This is a genomic window from Nitrospirillum guanabarense, assembly GCF_034653355.1.
Classification (GTDB): Bacteria; Pseudomonadota; Alphaproteobacteria; order Azospirillales; family Azospirillaceae; genus Nitrospirillum.
Genome location: NZ_JAYEER010000001.1, coordinates 882,537 through 904,654 on the forward strand (window position 1 = coordinate 882,537; position 22,118 = coordinate 904,654).

Consider the following 22,118-nt stretch of genomic DNA (forward strand, 5'->3'; position numbering starts at 1 on the left):
CGTCGGGCGCCGGGGCGCGTTGGCCCTTTGCGCCCTGGCGGCTCTGTCAATCCGAGTCGCGTTTTGCCCGAGGCTTCTTGATGTCCACTGCCGCAGTGATGTCGCCGTCAATCACCAGCCGCCTTTACGCCAACCGGCGTTTGATCCTGCGCCTCGCCGCCCGACAGCTCAGCGCCAAATGGCAAGGCACGATGCTTGGCATGGTCTGGTCCCTTTTGACGCCGCTGCTGACCTTCGCGGTCTATGGCTTCGTCTTCACGCAGATTTTTCACTCGCGCTGGACGGGATCCCTGTCGGCCGCCAGCTATCCCCTGCTGATCTTCTCGGGGCTGGTGACCTTTTCCATCTTCAGCGAGACGGTCAACGCCGCGCCCACGCTGATCTTGGAGAACGCCTCTTACGTCAAGAAAGTGATCTTTCCGTTGGAGATCCTCCCGATCGTCAGCATCCTGGTCAACATCGTGAACGCCGGTTTCGGCTTGGCCATCCTGTTGATTGTGCAGTTGGTGACGACGGGATCGCTGTCTTTCGGCTTGATCTATGTTCCCTTCATCATCTTGCCCTTGGGCGTGGCGACGCTGGGCGTCGCCTGGTTTCTGGCGTCCTTGGGGGTTTTCATCCGCGACATGCGTCACATCGTCGGTGTCGCCACGTCGCTGCTGATGTTCCTGACGCCGATCTTCTACGCGCCGGAAACCGTGCCGGACTCGTTCAAGTTGGTGATGAAGCTGAACCCCATCGCGCTGACTCTGGAACAGATGCGCGCCGCTATCTTCCTGGGGCAATTCCCAGATCTGCTGGATTACCTGGGGTTATGGGCCTATGCGCTGTTCATCGCATCCCTAGGGTACGCCTGGTTCGCCCGCAGCCGGAAGGCCTTCGCTGATGTCCTCTGAAATCGCCCTTAAAGCCGAAGACCTTGGCAAGGCCTATCTCATCTACAAGCGCCCCGAAGACCGCCTGAAGCAGATGCTGTTTCGCTGGCGTCGCTTCTATGAGGAGTATTGGGCCTTGCGGGGGGTGAGTTCGAGATTCGGAAAGGCGAGTCCGTAGGCTTGGTTGGGCGCAACGGCGCCGGCAAATCCACCTTCCTGCAGTTGGCCGCCGGCATCATCCAGCCCACGACCGGCAGTGTTACCGCCCACGGACGCATCGCCGCGTTGCTGGAGTTGGGGGCCGGCTTCAATCCGGAATTCACCGGGGCGGAAAACGTGCGCCTGTCGGCCGCGATCTTGGGCCTCAGCAGTGAGGAGATTGAAGACCGCTTCCAGTCAATCGCGGAATTCGCCGCCATCGGTGATTTCATCAACCTGCCGGTGAAGCTCTATTCCAGCGGCATGTATGCCCGTCTGGCCTTCGCGGTCGCCGCGCATGTGGATGCCAGCATCCTGATCGTGGACGAAATCCTGGCGGTGGGTGATGCGGCCTTTACGCAGAAGTGCATGCGCTTCATCCGCAAGTTCCGTGAGAATGGCACCCTGATCTTCGTGTCCCATTCGCCGAGTTCGGTCGTATCTTTGTGCGACCGCGCCATCTGGATCGACGGGGGCGAGGTGCAGGAGATTGGTGATGCCAAGGTGGTTTGCGACAACTACCTGGCGTCATTGGATCGGGAACGGGACAACGGGGCATCCTTCAAGATCGGCGGTCGCCGCCGGTCCACCATGGAACGGCCTGCCTCGACAGTCAGTCTGCCCAAGGCGGTGAACCCCATCCAGGTGTTCTCGTTCGACCCCGAAGCCAGCTGGTATGGTCGCCGCGGCGCCACCATTGAAAGTGTCCGGTTCCTCGACGCCAATCGGCTGCCCTTGCAGATCATGCATGGCGGGGAGGAGGTCATCCTCCAGATCCGGTGCAGCATCGCGGATGAACTGTCGTCCCCCATCGTCGGTTTCTATATCCGTGACCGGTTGGGGCAGAACCTCTTCGGCGACAACACGTACCTGCATTATGTGAACGATCCCGTCGCCGTGCGGCTGGGTCAGGAGTTGCACGCCGAATTCCGCTTCGAAATGCCCTACCTACCCACCGGACAGTATTCGGTCTGCTGCGCCATCGCCAATGGCACCCAGCAGGATCACGTGCAGCATCATTGGTATGACGAGGCGCTGATTTTCGACGTGGCGTCCAGCCATATTGTCCGGGGTCTGGTTGGCATCCCGATGCTTGGCGTGGATCTGCACCCGGTCGAGGTCAGCGAGGCGGCGGCGCTTCCGGCTACGAACGCCGCCATGAGTGACTAACCGTTGAGCTCGCCAGAGCCAGAGAATTGATCGTGGATCGCTCGCGAATAATAAGCGAAGTGTTGGTATCTTTACGCCAAGTGACGGTCTGCCGCGCTTCCGGTGCCAAGCCGGTGGCCAAGGTTCTGGTCGACACCCGCTCAAATCCGAAGCCGCGGCGCAGGCATGAGGGTGGCCGCCTCTTGCCATCCAGGGCTTGGGCGGCAAGGGCCAGGCGCAGCGCGCTGATCCCGCCGCGCGGATCAGTGTCGTGGCCGGCATCATCCATGAGCGGCACGGACCTGGTCCGGGGCGATGGCGGGCTTGGTCCGGAAGATGACAGTATCGGGAACGCCAGCCTTGGCCCGTAGCGCCGGGCTGTTGGCCCGGGCCGGCCTTCGATGCCGCTTTCCCGTGAGGAAAACCCAAGGCTGCCCTAGAACAGAACATGAATCTCCCTTATGCTTTTCACCTCATTTTATCGCTATGCTGTATGACATAGTGGAATTAGGACAGCACGGACCTGTATGGGCGGCTCAAGGCGCTTCGCGACATCGCATGTCGAATTGACGGGCTGGTTAGGTAACCCGATCTAGCTGCGTCACGCGGGCTACGGATGTTAGGCGAATCGCGACCGTCGGCGGCAACCGATCGGCGGGAAATATTGCTTGGAGGATTTGTGGTGCTCGGTGGCCTCGTGAAAATATGTATCTCCAGGCAGTTCCTGATGTTCCTGCTTTTTGGCGGCTCGGCGGCGCTGGTTAGTCTGGTGAGCGGAAAGTTGCTGTATGATTATCAGCAGTTGGTGAAATTGCCTTATCAGCTGGCCGTCTTCCTGGCGGCCGTGGCCGGCATGTTCGTCAGCTTCGCGATGAATTATATCTTCAATTACAAATTTAATGGGCGCTCCATTTGGGGTCAATTCTTGACATTTACTTGGGTGTCTTTAATCGGTATGGGCCTTTCGGCCGTATTTGCTGAGATTTCCCTAATAATGCTTGAGTTTATAAAGGCAGATTTCTCATCATTTCTGCATATAAAAGGGATTACAAATAAATTTGCCGCCCACATCATCTCTATAGTGATTGTGACTATCTACTCATATGCCGCCCATACGTACTTTAGCTTCAACGTGGGAATACGGTCCCGCGTTCAGTCATGGTTGCGCTCAAAGGCGACTTGAATATTTTAGGGACTCCGGCATTACCCGGATGAGTGTCCTGCGGCTTTGAGATTCCGGCCGGAAGCGGCACCGTGCGGTGTTCAGCCCTGAGGCGCCCGATGAAGGGCTCAATGGCGGCGCTTCATCTCTTGTTTGATGACGGTGGTGGTCTTGCTGACCTGGCGGGTGATCCAGCCTTGAACTTGTTGGGATGGTCATGGCCGCGATGTCGAGCCTTGCGGGAGCAAGGTCATGGTGAAGCACCAGGTTCACAGCATCGCGTTCAAACGCCAGTGGTTGCCGAATATGCCGGTGGTGAATCCCTTCACGGCTTGGCGACACGGCCTGGCATCTGCCACAATCTGATCCGGATTTGGACGGCCAAGGCGGAGGCGGGCTGGCCTTGAATGGCCGTCCCGGATCCAGGCGCCGCTGGGCCGCAGCTAATGGGCAGCGGACGCGCTGCGGGAATGTTGCGCATGACTATGTGATTGCAGCGCTTGGCGATCGCGGCGGCGTACTGGTGGCTGATGAGACCGGCTCTGTTAAGAAGGGCCGGCGCCCCGTAGGTGTGGCACGGCAGTATTCCGGCACGGCGGGCCGGATCGGAACGTTTGGCCGGAGCCCCGGCCCCACCCGTTGGTTGCACGTCTGTGACGCGTCAGGGATGGCCGTCCCCCTCCAGTCGAACAATGTCATCATCGCCCAGGTAGGCTCCAGACTGCACCTCGATCAATTCCAGCGGCAGCTTGCCCGGATTCTCCAGCCGGTGAACACAGCCGGACGGCAGGTAGATGGACTCGTTTTCGCGGACCAGCACCTGCTCCTTGTCCCGTGTCACCAAAGCCACGCCGCTGACCACCACCCAATGTTCCGCCCGATGATGATGTTTCTGAAGCGACAGCTTGCCGCCGGGCTTCACCGAAAGGCGCTTCACCTCGTAGCGATGGCCGGAGAGCAGGCTCTGGCTGGAGCCCCAGGGGCGATGAACCTTGCGGTGCTGCAAGTACTCGGTCCGCCTGTCCCGCTTCAGGATATCAACGACATGCTTCACATCCTGGGCCCGATCTCGGTGCACAAGCAGGACGGCGTCATCGGTGGTGACGAGAATAACATTGTCCACGCCGACGACGGCGGCGACGCGCCCGTCATCGCAGCGTACATAGGTGTTGTTGGCGTCAACGTGTATCGCCGTGCCTACGGTGGCATTGCCATTCTGATCCTTGGCGCTGATGTCCCAAAGCGCCGACCACGTGCCGACGTCGGTCCAGCCGATGTCGGCGGCAACCATGGCCGCCCTGTCCGTTTTTTCCATGACGGCGTAGTCGATGGACAGATTGGGCGCCCGGGCGAAGGCGGTGGCGTCCAGGCGTAGGAAGTCCGTGTCCTGTTTCGCCAGGTCCAACGCGTCGCGCACCGCGGCCAAGGTCTCCGGGCTGTGCTGCCGCAGCTCTTCGATCAAAATGCGGGCTGGCATCATGAACATGCCACTGTTCCAATAATGGTCCCCGCTGGCGATGAAGGCCTCCGCCCTAGACAGGTCCGGCTTTTCGATGAAGGCCGCGACATGGAAGGCGTTGGTGGCCTTGGGAATGGATGCGCCCCGCTGGATATAGCCGTAGCCCGTCTCCGGATATCGCGGCTCGATGCCGAAGGTCACCAGATGGCCCTGTGCCGCCAAGCTGTGGGCTCTGGCCACCGCCGCCTGAAAGGCCGGTTGATCGAGGACGGCGTGGTCGGCGGGAAGCAGGAGAAGAATGGCGTCGGGGTCGGCATCACAGGCCACCAGGGCGGCCACGGCGGCGGCGGGCGCGGTGTTTCGGCCGACGGGCTCCAGAATGATGGCGGATGGTTGGACGGCGATGTCCCGAAACTGCTCCGCGATAATGAAGCGATGGTCTTCATTGCAAACGATCATCGGCGGCGCGAAGCGGGTCGTCTCCCCCACGCGCAATGCCGTGTCCTGGATCAAAGACCGCTTGCCATGGATGGTTTGCAGCTGCTTTGGGTACCGTTCGCGTGACACCGGCCAGAGCCGGGAACCGACACCACCGGACAGCAGGACGGGTTGGATGAGCCCCACCCGGTGGGAGGCGCTCATCAGCTCCGGAAACGCGTGATCATCGGTTGCCACGATACTCATAATGCGAAACCCTTATTGGGGTGTGATTGGTTCAACCGGTATTATCTGAATAGTTAATCACACGACAAACCAGAAGCTTGGAGTCTTTCTGGCGATTTATCCTCGATCGGGAAGATTTTAAAATGCGTACCCATGCGGGCGATATAAGCGATCAGTAACGGAAGAGCAAATGGACAACCTTGCGGACAGGCGCGACGGCGCCTGTCTGGCAGGACATGGCCGGTGTGAATGTCTACCCTCCACCGACCGGGAATAAACACGGTAGCGGTTGGACCCGCCGGCGGACCGGCGCCGCCGGGGGCCGTTTCGTCACCCCGCGTACTTCTTCACCACCGCGTACAGGAACTCCCGCCCCTCATAGAGGGAGCGGACGCGGATGCGTTCGTTCAGGCCGTGCACGCCGCTGCCGTCCGGGTCGCGGAACATGCCGCTGAGGCCATAGGTGGCGATGCCGGCGGCGTTCAGGAAGCGGCCGTCGGTGGCGCCGGTGGATTGGGTGGGCACCACCGGCACGCCGGGCCACATCTTGGCCGCCACCTCCTTCACCGGGTCCAGCACCGCAGGCGTCAGGGCTGGCGGCGGGGAGACGGGGCTGGGTTGGCCCACCGCCGTCACCTTGATGGCCGGGTCGTCCAGCACCTTGATCAGGGTCTGGCGCACCTCTTCCAGGGGTTGGCCCGGCAGGATGCGGCAGTTGACGTTGGCCTGGGCGTGCTGGGGCAGGGCGTTGGGCGCGTGGCCGGCGGTCACCATGGTGGCGACGCAGGTGGTGCGCAGCGTGCTGTTCCAGCCAGCGTCCTGGCTGACGCGCGTGATGGCCGCCGGGTCGGGATTGTCCTTGGTGACGGCGATCATGTCGGCCCCAACCGGACCGCCGATGACCGGAGACAGGGCGGTGAAGTAGGCCTTGGTGACCGGGTTCAGCGCCACGGGGAAATCGAAGGCCGCCAGCCGGTTCAGGCCCGCCGCCAGGTGATAGATGGCGTTGTCCCTGCTGGGCCGGGAACTGTGGCCGCCGGGGTTGGTCGTTTCCAGCGTGAAGTCCTGGTAGACCTTCTCCCCCGCCTGGATCTCCAGGGCCAAATACTTGCCGTCCTTGTCCAGCCTGCCGCCGGCCCCCTCGTTCAGGGCGAACTCGGCCTCCAGCGCGTCGCGATTGTGGGCCAGCAGGTAGGCCACACCGTCGAAGGTGTCGCTGGTCTCCTCGCCGCAGGTCAGCGCCAGCTTGATGTCGCGCTTGGGCCGGAAGCCCTCCTGGCGCAGTCGGACCAGCAGGTCGGCGAAGACGGCGGCCATGGCCTTGTCGTCGCTGCTGCCGCGCCCGTAGAAATAGCCGTTCTCCTCCACCAGGGTGAAGGGATCACGCTGCCAATCCTCGCGCTTGGCCTCCACCACGTCGATGTGGGCCAGCAGCAGGATGGGCTTGGCCGCCGGATCGCTCCCGGGCAGCACCGCCGCCAGCGCCCCGTCCTTGGGCCGGCCCTCCGGCACCAGCACGCGCACGTCGCTTTTCTTCAGGCCGATGGCGGTCAGCCGGTTGGCGATGTTCTGGGCCGCCGCCGTGCAGCTGCCGGCCGACAGGGTGGTGTTGGTCTGCACCAGCTGCTGGTAGAGGTTGCGGAAGGCCACCCAGTCGGGCCGGGTCAGGTCGACCTTGATGCCTTCCACTTCCCCGGTCGTCTTGGCCGCGTCCGCCGCGGACGCCGTGCCGCTCATGCTGAGGCTGAGCGCCGTGCCCAGGGCCAGGGCGGGGGCCAGCGCCCGCCATCCGTTCGTCTTCTTCATCGCCTGCCGCTTCCGATGTTTATTGTAGGCGGGAAGAATAGATAACGGTTTCAGCCCCCTGGCAAGCGCCGCCGTTCCCTTACCGGTCCAGGTCGCCCGACGGGCAGCCGGCGTCGGCCGTCACCGGGTTGCAGCGAGCGGCGACCCCGCCCGGCAAGCCGACGACGAAGCCGCTGGCCGCTGGTTCGGACGCGGGGTAATCCGTGCTGATCATCTGCGCGCCGCTGTCCAGCGCCACATCACGCCGCCGCGTGTCGTTGGTCCGCGCCTCCCTGGTGTCGGCGTCGGAACGCGTGCGCACCAGGTAACCCTGGCGCACCAGGGCGGTGATGGCGTCACCCGGGCCGTCGTTCATCTCGATGAACGCGGCGTCATCGCTGGCACCCTGGGGCCCGGCTTGGGCGTTGGTGAAGGCGACGCGGCCCTTCAGGCTGGGATGGCCCTCCAGATAGCGGGCGCTCACGGTGCGCTGGTCCAGCAGGAAGACGACCTTGCCCCGCGCCTCTTCCAGGCTGGGCCAGCCATGGTCGCGCACGGCGGCGTTCAGGGTGGCGGCGTTGCCCCGCACCCGGTCGGGGGTGATGATCTCATCGGCCTTGAACACCGACAGGATCTCCGCATCCAGGGCGTCCAGGCTGGCGGGGGTCAGCGCCTCGGGCTTGACCGTGGGGAAGGGCAGGGACAACACCTCTTCCTTCGTTTCGATCAGGATGAAGACGGGCACATGGCCGGGGTGGGCCCGCGACCAGGCGCGGATTTCCGCTAGGCATTGAGTGAAGGGCTGGCAGGAGCTGCGGTAGTCCAGGTCCTGGATGTGCATGACCTTGAAGCCCGGCCTGTCCATGACGTGGCCGGGGTCGAAGGGCGGGTCGGCCGGCCGGCCCGCCTGCGCCGCCAGGCCCGGGCCGGCCGGATGGGCGTACAGGCCACCCTGGCTGTCGGCGTAGATGTCCAGCTCCACCTGCCGCACGCCAGCCGACAGCTGGGCCGTCAGCGGCTGGTGGTGATAATCCAGGGCCGCGTACAGCTCCGGACGGGTCTTCTGCCACAACACCAATTCATTGGCGGCGATGCCGGCGTGATAGCTGTTGTGGGTACCGATGACCTGGATCTGGTTCATGGCGACCTGGTTTGTCGCCACGGTGTTCTCGGGCGCCTTGGTGGCGCAGGCGGTAAGGCCCAGGGCGGCGGCCAACAGCAGGGAACGGGAAAAAGGCATGGGGGGCGTGTTCCTAAAATGGCTTGGCGCAGGCTAACCATGAATGGTTTCAGAGCCATGACAGTTGACGCTCGGCAGGGGCCTCCTGGGACGGGTGGCGGAATAGGAGCGGCGGCGGGGCCGCATTCATGCCCCGGTGCCGGTCGGCGGGCGGATGTCATTTTCCGGGCTGCCCGCCCGATTCGGCACCGCGTCGGGTGGTCTGTTTGCGCCAGTGGTGGTGGGGGGATGGTGAGCGAACAATTTATAATGGATACGGCTCACCCGCCTGGCCCCGGAACGGACGGGCGGCCTGTTTGATGGTGGGGTCCGGCTTTCATCCATCAAAATTTTGCGCATACTCTCCGGCAAAACAGGGGCACATCCGTTGGGAGAGTTTCATGGTCAATCGTCGCCAGTTCCTGGCTGGCAGTTCCGCTGCCGTCGCCTTGTCCGCCACAGCCTTGTCCACCACACTGCCCGCCTGGGCGCAGACTTCCGCCTCGTCCGGCGCCGGCGCCTCCCTGACGGCGCTGTTGGAAACCTTCTTCCAGGAGGATCTGCGGCGTCGGCCCGAGGCCGCGACCAACCTGGGCCTGGACACGGGCGACCTGGCGTCCCTGCGCGGCCGCCTGGGCGACCGCTCGGCCGCCGGCTTGGCGGTGGAACGTGAGGCCGCCGCCAGCCAGATGCGCCGCCTGGCCGGCATCGACCGACGCAGCCTGGTCGGCATCGACGCCGTGAATTACGATTGCGTCGCCTACGTCCTGTCCAACCGGCTGGAAACCTACAAGCGCTTCGACTTCGGCCGGCCGGGCGAACGCTCCCCCTATGCCATCAGCCAGTTGACCGGCTGCTACCAGTCCACCCCCACCTTCCTGGACACCAAGCACCCCATCGCCACCAAGGACGATGCGGAGGCCTATCTCTCGCGGCTGGAGGCTTTCGCCACCGCGCTGGACCAGGATACCGAGCGCCTGGACCACGACCGGGGTGCTGGAGTTGTGGCGCCGGACTTCCTGCTGGACACGACCCTGACCCAGATGCGCGCCCTGCGCGTCGATGCCGACAAGTCGGACCTGGTGTCCTCCGTCGCCAAGCGCGCCAAGGCCAAGGGCATCGACGGCGACTGGGCCGCCCGCGCCGCCGGCATCTACACGTCCAAGGTGCTGCCGGCCCTGGACCGCCAGATCGCGGCGGTGGAGGCCGCGCGCGGGCAGGCGACGCACGACGCCGGCGTCTGGCACGTCAAGGACGGCGACGCCTGGTATGTCGACGGCCTGCGCGCCAACACCACCACCACCCTGTCGCCGGAGGAGGTGCACAAGATCGGCGTGGACCAGGGGCGCGAGATCACCGCCCGCCTGGACGCGGTGTTGAAGGCGCAAGGCCTGACCCGGGGCACGGTGGGCCAGCGCATCAAGGCCCTGTACCAGGACCCCGCCTCCTTCTACCCCAAGACGGAGGAAGGCAAGGCCCAGCTGATCGCCGACCTGGGCGTGCGCCTGGCCGACGTGGTCGGCCACCTGCCCCAATACTTCTCCACCCTGCCCAAGGCCAAGGCGGAGGTGAAGCCGGTGCCGGCGCAGATCGACGCCGGCGCGCCGCTGGCCTACTACCAGTCGCCCTCGCTGGACGGCAAGCGGCCGGCCACCATCTACTTCAACCTGCATGACACCGGTGAGTGGCCAAAGTGGGCGCTGCCGTCCACCCTCTATCACGAGGGCATTCCCGGCCACCACCTGCAGGTGGCCCTGGCGCAGGAGACGGCGGGCATCCCCCGCTACCGCTCCAACATGTTCTTCTCCGGCTACGGCGAGGGCTGGGCCCTCTATGCCGAGCAGCTGGCCGACGAGATGGGCATGTACGAAAAGGAGCCCATGGGCCGCATCGGCTACCTGAAGTTCCTGCTGTTCCGCGCCGGCCGCTGCGTCATCGACACCGGCATGCACCACAAGCGGTGGACGCGGGAGCAGGCGGTCAAATACATGGTCGAGCTGACGGGCGACACCGAAAGCGCCATGACGCGCGAGACCGACCGTTACTGCGCCTGGCCGGGTCAGGCCTGCAGCTACAAGATCGGCCATACCCTATGGGTGCGCCTGCGCGACCAGGCGCGGAAGGAACTGGGGCCGAAGTTCGATATCCGGGAGTTCCACCACGCCGGCCTGTCGTCCGGCAGCATGCCGCTGGACGTATTGTCACTGGTCATCCGGGACTACATCAAGGCGCGCCAGGCGGCGTGAGTCCGGAATGGGGCGCGCGGGTTCAACCGGGCGCCCCCCTGTCAGAACCAGGCGCGGTTGCCGCGCACGTACACCGCCTCGAACTCCTCGTCCGACTTCACGATGTAGAGGATGGCCTCGATGAAGGCGATCAGGCCGATGATGACCGAGGGGATGCCCAGCAGGATGAAGCCGAACAGGAACACCAGCAGCATGATGATGCCGGCGGTGGTGTAGCCCAGATAGAATTTGTGAATACCGAAGGTGCCGAGGAAAAACGCCAGCAGGCAGGCCACCAGCTTGTTCTTTTCCATCGGCGGGCTCGCCACGGCGTAGATCTGCTGGGCGACACCGTCGACGCCCACGAAGTCGACCTTGCGCCCGTTCACCGGTTCCGCCTCCGACCGCCAGTCATTGCGGCGGAAGGTGTAGCGCTGGCCGTCGGCACCGCTGATGACGCCGTCGCCGGTGTGCGTGGAATAAGAAAGAATGGTCCCCAGCATTTGTCCCCAACCTCATGCCTGTTGGGCCGGCACTCCATGCCTGCACCCTCCAGTAGAATAATCAGGCCGCCAGCGGAGGGGAAGCCGCTGATGCCCCTGTCGCCGGGATGTCATATGATGGCCGGGCCTTGCGAGGCCCCAAAATGACAGCGGGGGAGGCGGGACATGGCCTTGACGGGGATTGCCGCGACGCGGGATGTGCTGCTCCAGACGCCCGATCTGGCAGCCGCCACCGCGTTCTATGAGAAGGTGCTGGGCTTTTCCGTTTTCCACCGCACCCCGACGCTTGTGGGGTTGGAGACCGGCGCGTTCCGCCTTTACCTGGAAACTGCCGCCTCCGTTGGTCCGGTGTTAGAATTCCTGGTGGATGATTTCGACCAGGCGCTGTCGGACCTGTTGGCCGCCGGCTGCGTGATCGTGGACCGCGACCTGGCCGTACCGCGTTGCCATGTGCGCGACCCCCAAGGCCTGCTATTCAACCTGGCATCCCGGCGCTGAGCGCATAAGGCTCAGGCCGGGTTTGCGCCTCGACAGGTGTCACTCCACCGCCGGCGCGGTCTCCGACCCGCCCAGCACCTTGAACAGGGTGACCCGGTTTTCCAGCAGCGACAGCTGCACGGAAATGCGGTTCTGCTGGGCGCTGTACAGGCTGCGCTGGGCGTCCAGCAGGGTCAGGAAGCTGTCGACGCCGCGATCGTAGCGCTTGGTCGACAGGTCGTAGGTCAGCTGGCTGGACTTCACCAGCGAGGTCTGGGCCGTCAGTTGACGATCCAGCGTGCCGCGCGCGGCCAGGGCGTCCGCCACCTCGCGGAAGGCGGTCTGCACCGCCTTCTCATAGTTGGCCACGTCGATGTCGCGGGTGGCCTTGGCGGAGTCCAGGTTGGCCTGGTTCTTCCCATTGTCGAAAATCGGCAGGCTGATGCTGGGGCCAAAGCTCCAGGCGCTGCTGCCCGGCGCGAACAGGTCGGTCAGGCCGGCGCTGGCTGTGCCGTAGCTGCCGGTCAGCGTGATCTGCGGGAAGAAGGCGGCGCGGGCGGCGCCGATGTTGGCGTTGGCCGCCTTCAGCGTGTGCTCGGCCTGACGGATGTCCGGCCGGCGCAGCACCAGGTCGGACGGCAGGCCGGCCGGCAGGTCGCCCAGCACGTCCTGGTCGTCCAGGCTGGCGCCCTCGACCTCCGCGTCGGTCAGGGGCGCCCCCACCAGCAGTTCCAGGGCGTTGCGGTCCTGCGCCACCAGGCGGGTGTATTGCTCCAGATTGGCGCGGGCGGTGTCGACGGATGTCTGCGACTGCGCCAGATCCAGGGCGGAACTGCTGCCCCGGTCGAACATGCGCTTGTTGCGGTCGTACGTCGCCTCCTGGGTGCGCAGGGTGTCCTGCGTCAGGGCCAGCAACTGGCGGTCCGATACCAGGGTCAGGTAGGCGTTGGCCACCTCCGCGATCAGAGACAGGCGGGTACCGGCGGTGGCCTCGGTCGTCGCCAGGTACTGTTCCAGGGCCTGCTGTGACAGGCTGTGCACCCGGCCGAACAGGTCCAGCTCGTACGAGGTGACGCTGACCTGGGCCTGGCTGCTGTTGGCCGTGACCGGCCTGCCGGTGACGCTTTGCGAGGCTGGAGTGCGGGACCGGGTGGTGCTGCCGCCGGCGTTCAGCGTCGGCAGGGTGGCCGCGTCCTGCACCCGGTATGTCGCTCGCGCCACCTCGATGTTCAGCAGGGCCACGCGCAGGTCGCGGTTGTTCTCCAGCGACTTGGCGATCAGGGCCTGCAGCCGGGGGCCGCGGAACACGGCCTTCCAACTGTCGGGACCTTGCAGGGGTGACGGCGCGCCGGATGCCCCCGCTGGTTCATACGCCTGGCCGGTGGGCCAGGTGCTGGGGACTGGGCTTTGCGGCCGAGTGTAGTCCGACGCCAGGGAGCAGGCTGTGGTGAGCAGCAGGGCGGTGATGGCCGCGATGCGCTTGGGGGTCGAAAACACGGTCATCACGGATGTCCTGCGGTGTCGTGGCCTTGGGCGCCGGGGGCGGGTGTGCCCGAGGCGGGTGTGCCGGGGGCGGGCCGCTTGCCGAAGCGCCGGAGGACCGAGACGAAGAAGACGGGGACGAAGAAGATGGCGAGGAAGGTGGCCGAGATCATGCCGCCCATCACGCCCACGCCGATGGCGTTCTGCCCGCCGGAGCCGGCGCCGTTGGCCACGGCCAGCGGCAACACGCCCAGGATGAAGGCGAAGGACGTCATCAGGATGGGACGCAGGCGCTGCCTGGCGGCGATGGTCACCGCGTCGATCAGCTCATGCCCGGCCTCGTACTGCTCCTTGGCGAACTCCACGATCAGGATGGCGTTCTTGGCGGACAGGCCGATGGTCGTCAGCAGGCCGACCTGGAAGTAGACGTCGTTGTCCAGGCCGCGCAGGCTGGCCGCGGCCACCGCGCCGATGACGCCCAACGGCACCACCAGCATGACCGAGACCGGGATGGACCAGCTTTCATACAGGGCCGCCAGGCAGAGGAAGACGATGGCCAGCGAGATGGCGTAGAGGGCGGGGGCCTGCGAGCCCGACAGCCGTTCCTCGTACGACAGCCCGGTCCATTCGTACCCGATGCCCGGGGGCAGCTTTGCGGCCAGCTTTTCCATCTCCGCCATCGCCTCGCCGGTGCTGTGGCCGGGGGCCGGCACGCCCTGGATGTCGCGCGACGACACGCCGTTGTAACGCTCGAGCTGGGGTGAGCCGTACTGCCAATAGGCCGTGGTGAAGGAGGAGAACGGGACCATCTGGTTGCTGGAACCCCGCACGTACCAGCGGCTGATGTCGCTGGGCAGCATGCGGAAGGGGGCGTCCGACTGGGCGTAGACCTTCTTCACGCGGCCCTTGTCGATGAAGTCGTTGACATAGGACGAGCCCCAGGCGGTGGACAGGATGCCGTTGATGTCGGACAGTGACAGCCCCAGGGCCGTGGCCTTGGTCTGGTCGACCTTCACCCGCAGTTCGGGAACGTCCTCCAGGCCGTTGGGGTGGACCTGCATCAGCACGGGGCTCTGCGCCGCCATGCCCAGCAGCTGGTTGCGCGCGGCCATCAGCTTTTCATGGCCCAGGCCGGCCCGGTCCACCAGTTCGAAGTCGAAGCCGGAGGCGTTGCCCAACTCGATCACCGCCGGCGGCAGGATGGTGTAGATGGAGGCGTCGCGGTAGGCCATCAGCTTCATCATCGCCCGCTGGGCGATGGCGCCGGCCTTCTGGTCGGGCCGGGACCGTTGCGACCAGTCGCGCAGGTTGACGAAGGCGAAGGCGGAGTTCTGGCCACGGCCGGCGAAGTTGAAGCCCACCACCGTGAACAGGCCGGCCACATTGTCCTTCTCATCGACCAGGAAGTGCTTTTCCATGGCCTTGGCCGCTTCCAGCGTGCGCTCGGCGGTGGCGCCGGGGGGCGTGGCGGCCTGCACGAACAGGAAGCCCTGGTCCTCATCCGGCAGGAAGCCGCTGGGGATGCGCATGAACAGGAAGACCATGCCCGCGACGATGACGCCATAGACCAGCAGATAGCGCAGCGTGCGGCGGCTGACATGGCCGACGGCGCTGCCGTAGCCGTTGGACAGGCGGTTGAAGCCGCGGTTGAACCAGCCGAAGGGGCCCGTTTCCACGGCGCCGCTGCCGTGGTGGGCGGCGGGTTTCAGCAGGGTGGCGCACAAGGCCGGGGTCAGGACCAGGGCCACCAGCACCGACAGGCCCATGGCCGACACGATGGTCAGCGAGAACTGGCGGTAAATGGCGCCGGTGGACCCGGAGAAGAAGGCCATGGGCACGAACACGGCCGACAGCACCAGGGCGATGCCGATCAGGGCGCCCGTGATCTGCCCCATGGATTTGCGTGTGGCCTCGCGGGGGGACAGGCCCTCTTCCGCCATCACGCGCTCCACGTTCTCCACCACCACGATGGCGTCGTCGACCAGCAGGCCGATGGCCAGCACCATGGCGAACATGGTCAGCGTGTTGATGGTGAAGCCGAAGGCCGACAGCACGCCGAAGGTGCCCAGCAGCACCACCGGCACGGCGATGGTGGGGATCAGCGTGGCCCGCCAGCTCTGCAGGAACACGAACATGACGATGAAGACCAGGACGATGGCTTCCAGCAGGGTTTCGACCACGTCATGGATGGACAGGCGCACGAACGGCGTCGTGTCGTAGGGGTAGGCGACCTCCAGCCCCTCGGGGAACAGGGGTCGCAGTTCCTCGATCTTGGCCTTGATGGCCTTTTCCACCTGCAGCGCGTTGGCGCCGGTGGTCAGCTTGATGGCCAGGCCGGCGCCCGGGTGGCCGTTATAGCGCGCCTGGGTCTCATAGCTGTTGCTGCCCAGCTCCACCCGCGCCACGTCCTTCAGCAGGACCTTGGACCCATCGGTGTTCACGCGCAGGATGATGTTGGCGAACTGCTCCGGCGTTTCCAGCCGGGTCTGGGCGATGATGGTGGCGTTCAGCTGCTGCTTCTGGACGGAGGGCAGGCCGCCGACCTGGCCGGCGGACACGGCCTTGTTCTGCACGCCGATGGCGGTGGTCACGTCGGCCGCCGTCATCTGCACGGCCGCCAGCTTGTTCGGGTCCAGCCAGACGCGCATGGCGTGCTGCGGCCCGAACAGGGTGATGTCGCCGACGCCGTCCAGGCGGCTGATGGGGTCCTGCAGGTTGGACGCGACGAAGTCGCCGACGTCGGTGTCGCTCAACTGCCCGGTGGGGGAGAAGAAGGCCAGCACCATCAGGAAGTTCTTGGCGGACTTGCTGACCTGCACGCCCTGCTGCTGCACTTCGGTGGGCAGCAGCGGCGTCGCCAGCTGCAGCTTGTTCTGCACCTGCACCTGGGCGATGTCGGGGTCGGCCTCGGCGTTGAAGGTCAGGGTGATGGTGACGTTGCCCGAGCTGTCGCTGGTGGAGGACATGTAGCGAAGATGATCGATGCCGTTCATCTTCTGCTCGATCACCTGGGTGACCGTGTCCTCCAGCGTCTTGGCCGAGGCGCCGGGATAGCTGGCGGTGATGGCCACGGACGGGGGCGCGATGCGGGGGAACTGCTCGATGGGCAGGGTGTTGATGGCCAGCGCGCCCGCCATCATGATGACGATGGCGATGACCCAGGCGAACACGGGCCTGTCGATGAAGAATTTTGACATGGGGTGGACCCTGCCTTACAGCGGCTGCGGGGTGGCGGGGGCTGCGGCCTGGGGCTTCACCTCGTCCGCTTTCACGTCCGCGCCGGGGCGCAGGCGCTGAACGCCTTCCACCACCACGCGGTCACCGGCATTCAGGCCGCCGGTCACCACCCACTTGTCGCCCTGCGCTTGGGTGGTGGTGACGGGGCGGACGGTCGCCTTGTTGTCCTGGCCCACGACCCAGACGGTGGTGCCGCCATCGGCGCCGCGCACCACGGCCTGCTGTGGCACCAGCATGGCCTGGTCGCGCACGCCTTCCTCCACCCGCGCCCGGACGAACAGTCCCGGCAGCAATTCCGCCTTGGGATTGGGCACGGTGGCGCGCAGCGTGACCATGCCCGTGGTCTGGTCCACGGTCACGTCCGCGAATTGCAGGCGGCCAGGCTCACCGTAGGGTTGGTCGCCCAGGCCGTCGATCAGCAGGCTGATGGGGGCGTCGCCCGCGGTGGCGCCCTTCACATGGCCGGCGGCGATCTCCCGGCGCAGCCGCATCAGGTCGACGCTGGACTGGGTGACGTCGACATACAGCGGATCCAGCTGCTGCACGGTGGCCAGCGCCGTGGTCTGGTCGGCGGTGACCAGCGCCCCCTCCGTCACCGACGAACGGCCGACGCGGCCGCTGATGGGGGAGTAGACGCGGGTGTAGTCCAGGTTGATCTGGGCCGTCTTGACCTGGGCCCGGGCGGCGTCCACCGCCGCCAGGTCGGTCGCCAGGCTGGCCGTGATGTCGTCGTAGTCCTGCTTGGACACGGCGTTGACCGTCACCAGGTCGGCATAACGCTCCGCCTTGGCCTTGACCGATTTCACCGTGGCCTCCGCCTGGGCCAGGCTGGCCTTGGCGCTGGCCAGCGTCGCCTCGTAGGGGGCGGGATCGATCTGGTACAGCTGCTGGCCGGCCTTGACGTCGCCACCTTCGGTGAACAGCCGCTTCAGGATGACGCCGCTGACCTGGGGGCGCACCTCCGCCACGCGGAAGGCGGATGTGCGGCCGGTCAGCTCGGTCGACAGGGTCACGGGCTGGGGCGCCACGGTGACGACCCCCACGGAGACGGGCCCCTGTGGGGGCGGCGCCTGTTTCTTCTCGCCGCAACCGGCCAGCGTCACCGCCGCCACCGATAGCGTCGCCACCAAGGCCACCCTGGGAATAGTGAGCGTCATCAAAGCCTCTTCCACCGAAAGTCAGCCCCGCCCCGACCATCCCTTCGGGTGCCGCCGAAACGCGCGGGCAAAACGCGTTTCAGCCGGGACAACCCGGGGGTGGTAAGGGAACGGGGAAAAAGATAGGCAAGATGCAAGGAACGGAAGCCCCGTCCTTGCCCGATGATGTTCATGTACTGTATCATACAGTACAGTCCTGTGACGGGCGTCACCGGGGCCTTTGATTAAGCTATGAAAAAACGATGACCCCCTCTGCCCACGCCCCACTGTCCCCCTTGACCGGGACGCCCGATGCGCCATCCGGCGTCCCTTCCGGATCCGATGCGACGCCTGCACCCAAGCTGGGCCGCCGGGCGGAGGCCCGGCGCGGCGCCATGATGGACGCGGCGTTGAAGGTCTTCATGGAAAAGGGGTTCGAGCGCGCGACCCTGGGCGATATCGTGGCCCTGTCCGGCGGGTCCCGCGCCACGCTTTACGAACTGTTCGGCGGCAAGGAAGGACTGTTCCTGGCGGTGCTGGAGGTGGTGACCGGCCACATCAGCCAGCTGATGAACGACATCGCCGAAAGCTGCGGCCCGCCGGAAGAGGTGCTGGTTCAGTTCGGCACCTCGCTCCTGGAGGCATTGGTACAGCCGGACGTCATGGCCATGAACCGCATCCTGGTGGCGGAGGGGCGGCTGTTCCCCGACCAGTTGGAGGGCTTCTTCCGCACAGGGCCCGACCAGTCCCGCGACAAGGTGGCGAACTATCTGCGCCGGGCGGCGGACCAGGGGCTGGTCGTGGTGGATGACCCCGTCACCGCCGCCCGCATCTTCTTCGGCATGGTCACGGCGGGGTATTCGTTCGAGGGCCAGATCAACCCGGCCCGTCTGGGCGACGCCGCCTACCGCCACACCTACGTCCAGCAGGTGGTGCACCTGTTCCTTCACGGCTTGTGCCCGCGCTGAGGCCCCTCAGCCATGCTGGCGGCGTTGGTTCAGCTGGACGAACAGGACGGCCAGGGCGGCGGCCGCGGCGGCGAAGGGCGCGCCGATGATCCACGCCATCAGGAAGATGTACTGCGACACGTTCAGCAGCATCAGGACCAGGGCCAACAGGACGATGGCGCCCAGGGCCGCGATGGCCATGGACCAGCTGACGATGGACAGGCAGGCGACCGTGGGGTCGCTGGTGTCGACACTGACGATTTCACCGTCGTCGGTCGAACTGTCACTGGCGCCGGTCATTTCGCATCCAGTAGTTTTGTCTCCCGTCTGTGAAGAATATCACTCCGCCCCATAGAATCCAGGGGTCTGCCGCCTATCCCTGCGTATGGATGTAGGCGTCCCGGTGAAGGGTGGGACGCGATCGGCCTTGGCGTTCCCGGGCCGGACGCGGTAGTCATGGGGCGCAGCAGGCTCCGCGCCGTTCTCCAACCGCCGTTATCGATCCCCGTGACCGTGTCAGACACCGCCTCAGACGCCACTCTCGCCTCCGGCCCGCCCCAGGGCCCCGCCCCGACCGGCCGGGCGGCGGCCATGCGCATGCGGTTGATGCAGGCGGGGGCCGAACTGTTGGGCGAGGTGGGGATCGAGCGCATCTCCACCAACCAGGTGGCCAGCCGCGCCGGGGTGACACCGCCCGTCTTCTATCGCCATTTTAAGGACAAGTACGACCTGCTGGCGGCCCTGGGCAGCACCCTGATGGAGGCCCAGAACGACATCCTCTATGAGTGGCTGGAGCGCAGCGCGCCCGCGGGTTTTGAAGAGCTGATGGGGGCCCACTACCAATTCCTGCTGTCCACCATCCAGGCCACGGCCGAGATGCCGGGGGCGGTGTGGATCATGCGGGCGCTGCGCGCCGTGCCCTCGCTGACCGCCGTCCGCCTGGCCTCGCACGAGATGGTCACCGACCGCATCTGCCGCGCCATGGGCCCGCTGTTGCCCGACATGGACCCGGCCGAATTGCGCCTGCGCACCCGCATCGCCGTGGATGCGGGCTACGCCGCCGTGGAGATGGCGCTGGACGACCCCAGCATGTCGCCCGAAAGCGTCTGCCGCGCCCTGACCCAGATGTGGCTGGGCGGCCTGCGCCACGGGGTGTGACGCAGGCCGCCCGTACCGGATCAGCGTGGCATGAACCGGTCGCGCATCAGGGCCATGTAGGCCTCCTCCGACGTTTCGCGGCGGGCGGCGATCAGCGGCTTGATGTCATCCGTCGCGACATAGCGCAGCTGGTCCGTGCCGTCGGTGGCGGCGGTATGGATCACCTCCGCCACGCCGTCCGGCGTGGTGCCGGCCAGGGAATTGCGCCAGCCTTCGAAAAAGGCGTCCAGCTTGGTGACGAAGGGACGGTAATCGGCCAGGTCCGCCTGCGCGCCCGCCTCCGTCCCGCTACGGGGGCCGAAGTTGGTGCTGGTGACGCCGCCCGGCTCCACCAGCTTCACCGTCACGCCGACGCTGGCCAGTTCGAACGACAGCGCCTCGGAGAAGCCCTCCAGCGCGAACTTGCTGGCGCAGTACAGCGACATCAGGGGCAGGCCGAAGGCGCCGGCACCGGAGCTGATGTTGATGATGGTGCCGGCGCCATTCTCGCGGAAATGGGGCAGGATGGCGCGGGTCACGTCCATGACGCCGAAGACGTTGACCTCGAATTGCTCCGCCACCTTGGCCACGGGCGTGGCCTCGAACACGCCGAACAGGCCGAAGCCGGCGTTGTTCACCAGCGTGTCGATGCGGCCGAAGCGGGTTAGGCCGGCGTCGATGGCGGCGGCGATGCTGTCCCGGTCCTGCACGTCCAGACGGGTGACCAGCACATTATCCAGCGCGCCCAGGCCGGGGTCCCGGGCGGGGTCGCGCATGGTGGCGATGACGTTCCAGCCGCGTGCGGCGAACAGCCGGGCGGTGGTTTCCCCGAAGCCGGAGGAACAGCCGGTGATCAGGATGGTCTTTGCGGGGGTGCCCATGGTCCAGGGTCTCCTTGAAGGGTCGAGACCGCTGATGTAATGCGCCATCACTGATGCGATAATCGGCGCAATCTTGCATGACTTGATGAAGGATGCCGTACAGTGGCGAGCCTGGCCCTGAATGAACTGGCCGCCCTGGCGGCGGTGGCGGAGCATCGCAGCTTCCGCGCGGCGGCGGCGGCCATCGGCGCCTCCCCCTCCTCACTCAGCCACCGGGTGGCGGCCATGGAACGCCAGCTGGGCGTGCGCCTGTTCAACCGCACCACCCGCAGCGTGGCCCTGACCGAGGCGGGGGAGCAGTTCCTGGCCCGGGTGATGCCGGCCTTGCGTGAGATCGCCGACGCGGTGGAGACGGTCAACCGCTTCCGCGACACCCCCGCCGGCCTGCTGCGTCTCAATACCTCGGAGGAGGCTGCGGCGCGCATGCTGCCCCTGGTGCTGGACTTCATGGCCCGCTACCCGGACATGCGGGTCGATCTGGCGACCGAAGGGCGCATGATCGACATCGTCGCCTCCGGCTTCGATGCCGGTTTCCGCACCACCGATGCCGTGCCCGAGGACATGGTGGCCATCCCCGTGGGGCCGGAGGAGGGGTGGGCCGTGGTGGCCACACCCGCCTATTTCCAGGCTTATGGCACCCCCCGGGTACCGGCCGACCTGCTGCGTCACGACTGCATCCGCGCCCGCTTGCCCAGCGGCACCATCTACCGCTGGGAATTCACGCCCCGGGGCGGCCCAGCGGGGGGTGAGGAGATCCGCATCGACGTGCCGGGGCGCCTGACCCTGGGCAGCCATGCCCTATGCCTGCACGCCGCCCGCGCCGGCGCCGGCATCGCCTATGTCAGCCTGCGCGACGTCGCGGCCGACCTCGCCGGTGGCCGCTTGGCCCGCGCGCTGGCCGACTGGACGCCGCCCTCGCCGGGCCTGGCGCTGTACTACCCCCGCCAGCGCCTGCCCTCCGCCGGCCTCAAGGCCTTCATCGACCATGCCAGGGCCTGGCGGGCGACGGATCAGGGATAAGGGGCCGGCTGGCTGAAGACCCCGCGCTGTCAGTTCCCCCTTGCCAGCCCCACCATCTTTAGTTATCACTAACCATAGTTAGCGATGACTAACGCCGTGACCACGCAGACGGGACGGCGACGGGGAGTTTCATGGGCTTGGGCATCGGGCATTTTCCGAAACGGGCACGCGTGCCCATGCTGATCCTGCTGGCCGCGCTGGCGGCGGGCCTGCCGGCCTGCGACCCGGCGCCGGAAGCGCCGCCGTCGGTGGAGACGCTCGCGGCGCGGCGGCCGGCGGAGGATCGCCTGGCCGGCCTGTACGAGGCCAGCTGCAAGGCCTGCCACGCCAATCCGGACTCCGGCGCCCCGCTGGTGGGTTACGCCACGGCGTGGAAGCCGCGCTGGGCCAAGGGGCCGGACACCCTGCTGAAACACACGCTGGAGGGCTTCAACGGCATGCCGGCGGGCGGCCAGTGCTTTTCCTGCACCGCCGAGGATTACCAGGCGCTGATCCGCTTCCTGGCCGGCCAAGGGGCGGGCCAGGGCAAAACCAACTGACCAACGGGGCTTTAGGGGGAACGG

Annotated in this window: 18 protein-coding genes; 9 read left to right on the forward strand and 9 right to left on the reverse strand. The window is 66.1% G+C overall.

Features of this window, described 5'->3' with window-relative positions; genetic code table 11:
* The first annotated feature begins 80 nt into the window (after window positions 1-80).
* From UAA55_RS03645 to UAA55_RS03660, 3 genes are all read left to right on the forward strand, one after another.
* Window positions 81-896: an ABC transporter permease gene (locus tag UAA55_RS03645; protein WP_322951307.1), complete on the forward strand. Its 816-nt coding sequence runs from the start codon at window positions 81-83 to the stop codon at window positions 894-896.
* A gap of 108 nt (window positions 897-1,004) precedes the next feature.
* Entirely contained in the window at window positions 1,005-2,243 is a 1,239-nt protein-coding gene (locus UAA55_RS03650) for an ABC transporter ATP-binding protein (protein WP_322951308.1), read from the forward strand.
* Window positions 2,244-2,949: 706 nt separating this feature from the next.
* Entirely contained in the window at window positions 2,950-3,405 is a 456-nt protein-coding gene (locus UAA55_RS03660) for a GtrA family protein (protein ID WP_322951309.1), read from the forward strand.
* Window positions 3,406-4,045: 640 nt separating this feature from the next.
* On the opposite strand, the gene UAA55_RS03670 is transcribed toward UAA55_RS03660, so the two are convergent.
* The 3 genes from UAA55_RS03670 to UAA55_RS03680 form a co-directional block, all read right to left on the reverse strand.
* Complete coding sequence (locus tag UAA55_RS03670; protein WP_322951310.1) at window positions 4,046-5,485, reverse strand: mannose-1-phosphate guanylyltransferase/mannose-6-phosphate isomerase; 1,440 nt, start codon at window positions 5,483-5,485, stop codon at window positions 4,046-4,048.
* Window positions 5,486-5,836: 351 nt separating this feature from the next.
* On the reverse strand, window positions 5,837-7,312 hold the full coding sequence (locus tag UAA55_RS03675) for a M20/M25/M40 family metallo-hydrolase (RefSeq protein WP_322951311.1): 1,476 nt from the start codon (window positions 7,310-7,312) through the stop codon (window positions 5,837-5,839).
* A 79-nt stretch (window positions 7,313-7,391) separates the two neighbouring features.
* Window positions 7,392-8,531 (reverse strand): phosphatidylinositol-specific phospholipase C1-like protein, encoded by a 1,140-nt coding sequence (locus UAA55_RS03680; protein WP_322951312.1) that lies wholly within the window; start codon window positions 8,529-8,531, stop codon window positions 7,392-7,394.
* Between the two features lie 380 nt (window positions 8,532-8,911).
* Between UAA55_RS03680 and UAA55_RS03685 the strand changes: the two genes are divergently transcribed.
* Window positions 8,912-10,756: a DUF885 domain-containing protein gene (locus UAA55_RS03685; protein WP_322951313.1), complete on the forward strand. Its 1,845-nt coding sequence runs from the start codon at window positions 8,912-8,914 to the stop codon at window positions 10,754-10,756.
* A 41-nt stretch (window positions 10,757-10,797) separates the two neighbouring features.
* On the opposite strand, the gene UAA55_RS03690 is transcribed toward UAA55_RS03685, so the two are convergent.
* Window positions 10,798-11,238 carry a TM2 domain-containing protein gene (locus UAA55_RS03690; RefSeq protein ID WP_322951314.1) on the reverse strand — a complete coding sequence of 147 codons (441 nt, stop codon included), beginning with the start codon at window positions 11,236-11,238 and terminating at the stop codon, window positions 10,798-10,800.
* Window positions 11,239-11,403: 165 nt separating this feature from the next.
* Between UAA55_RS03690 and UAA55_RS03695 the strand changes: the two genes are divergently transcribed.
* Window positions 11,404-11,736, forward strand: a complete 333-nt coding sequence (locus UAA55_RS03695) for a VOC family protein (protein WP_322951315.1) — start codon at window positions 11,404-11,406, stop codon at window positions 11,734-11,736.
* Between the two features lie 39 nt (window positions 11,737-11,775).
* Here the strand turns inward: UAA55_RS03695 and UAA55_RS03700 are convergent, their stop codons facing one another.
* Genes UAA55_RS03700 through UAA55_RS03710 form a run of 3 tightly spaced genes read right to left on the reverse strand, consistent with a single transcriptional unit; the run spans window position 11,776 to window position 17,591 of the window.
* A complete protein-coding gene (locus UAA55_RS03700; RefSeq protein WP_322951316.1) occupies window positions 11,776-13,218 on the reverse strand; it encodes an efflux transporter outer membrane subunit in 1,443 nt (480 codons plus the stop codon).
* Window positions 13,218-16,394 carry an efflux RND transporter permease subunit gene (locus tag UAA55_RS03705; RefSeq protein ID WP_322951317.1) on the reverse strand — a complete coding sequence of 1,059 codons (3,177 nt, stop codon included), beginning with the start codon at window positions 16,392-16,394 and terminating at the stop codon, window positions 13,218-13,220. The genes UAA55_RS03700 and UAA55_RS03705 overlap by 1 nt, the downstream gene beginning before the upstream one ends.
* A 15-nt stretch (window positions 16,395-16,409) precedes the next feature.
* Entirely contained in the window at window positions 16,410-17,591 is a 1,182-nt protein-coding gene (locus UAA55_RS03710; RefSeq protein ID WP_322951318.1) for an efflux RND transporter periplasmic adaptor subunit, read from the reverse strand.
* Between the two features lie 242 nt (window positions 17,592-17,833).
* On the opposite strand from UAA55_RS03710, the gene UAA55_RS03715 reads away from it, so the two are divergent.
* Complete coding sequence (locus UAA55_RS03715; protein ID WP_322951319.1) at window positions 17,834-18,538, forward strand: TetR/AcrR family transcriptional regulator; 705 nt, start codon at window positions 17,834-17,836, stop codon at window positions 18,536-18,538.
* A gap of 6 nt (window positions 18,539-18,544) precedes the next feature.
* On the opposite strand, the gene UAA55_RS03720 is transcribed toward UAA55_RS03715, so the two are convergent.
* On the reverse strand, window positions 18,545-18,817 hold the full coding sequence (locus tag UAA55_RS03720) for a hypothetical protein (RefSeq protein ID WP_322951320.1): 273 nt from the start codon (window positions 18,815-18,817) through the stop codon (window positions 18,545-18,547).
* Between the two features lie 291 nt (window positions 18,818-19,108).
* Between UAA55_RS03720 and UAA55_RS03725 the strand changes: the two genes are divergently transcribed.
* The gene (locus UAA55_RS03725; protein WP_088875092.1) at window positions 19,109-19,675 is read left to right on the forward strand and encodes a TetR/AcrR family transcriptional regulator; all 567 of its coding nucleotides are present in this window, start codon (window positions 19,109-19,111) and stop codon (window positions 19,673-19,675) included.
* A gap of 20 nt (window positions 19,676-19,695) precedes the next feature.
* On the opposite strand, the gene UAA55_RS03730 is transcribed toward UAA55_RS03725, so the two are convergent.
* Window positions 19,696-20,535 carry an SDR family oxidoreductase gene (locus UAA55_RS03730; RefSeq protein WP_322951321.1) on the reverse strand — a complete coding sequence of 280 codons (840 nt, stop codon included), beginning with the start codon at window positions 20,533-20,535 and terminating at the stop codon, window positions 19,696-19,698.
* Between the two features lie 102 nt (window positions 20,536-20,637).
* Here UAA55_RS03730 and UAA55_RS03735 point away from each other — a divergent pair, with 102 nt between their 5' ends.
* Entirely contained in the window at window positions 20,638-21,555 is a 918-nt protein-coding gene (locus tag UAA55_RS03735) for a LysR family transcriptional regulator (protein WP_322951322.1), read from the forward strand.
* 131 nt (window positions 21,556-21,686) lie between these two features.
* On the forward strand, window positions 21,687-22,094 hold the full coding sequence (locus tag UAA55_RS03740; protein WP_322951323.1) for a c-type cytochrome: 408 nt from the start codon (window positions 21,687-21,689) through the stop codon (window positions 22,092-22,094).
* The last annotated feature ends 24 nt before the right edge of the window (window positions 22,095-22,118 follow it).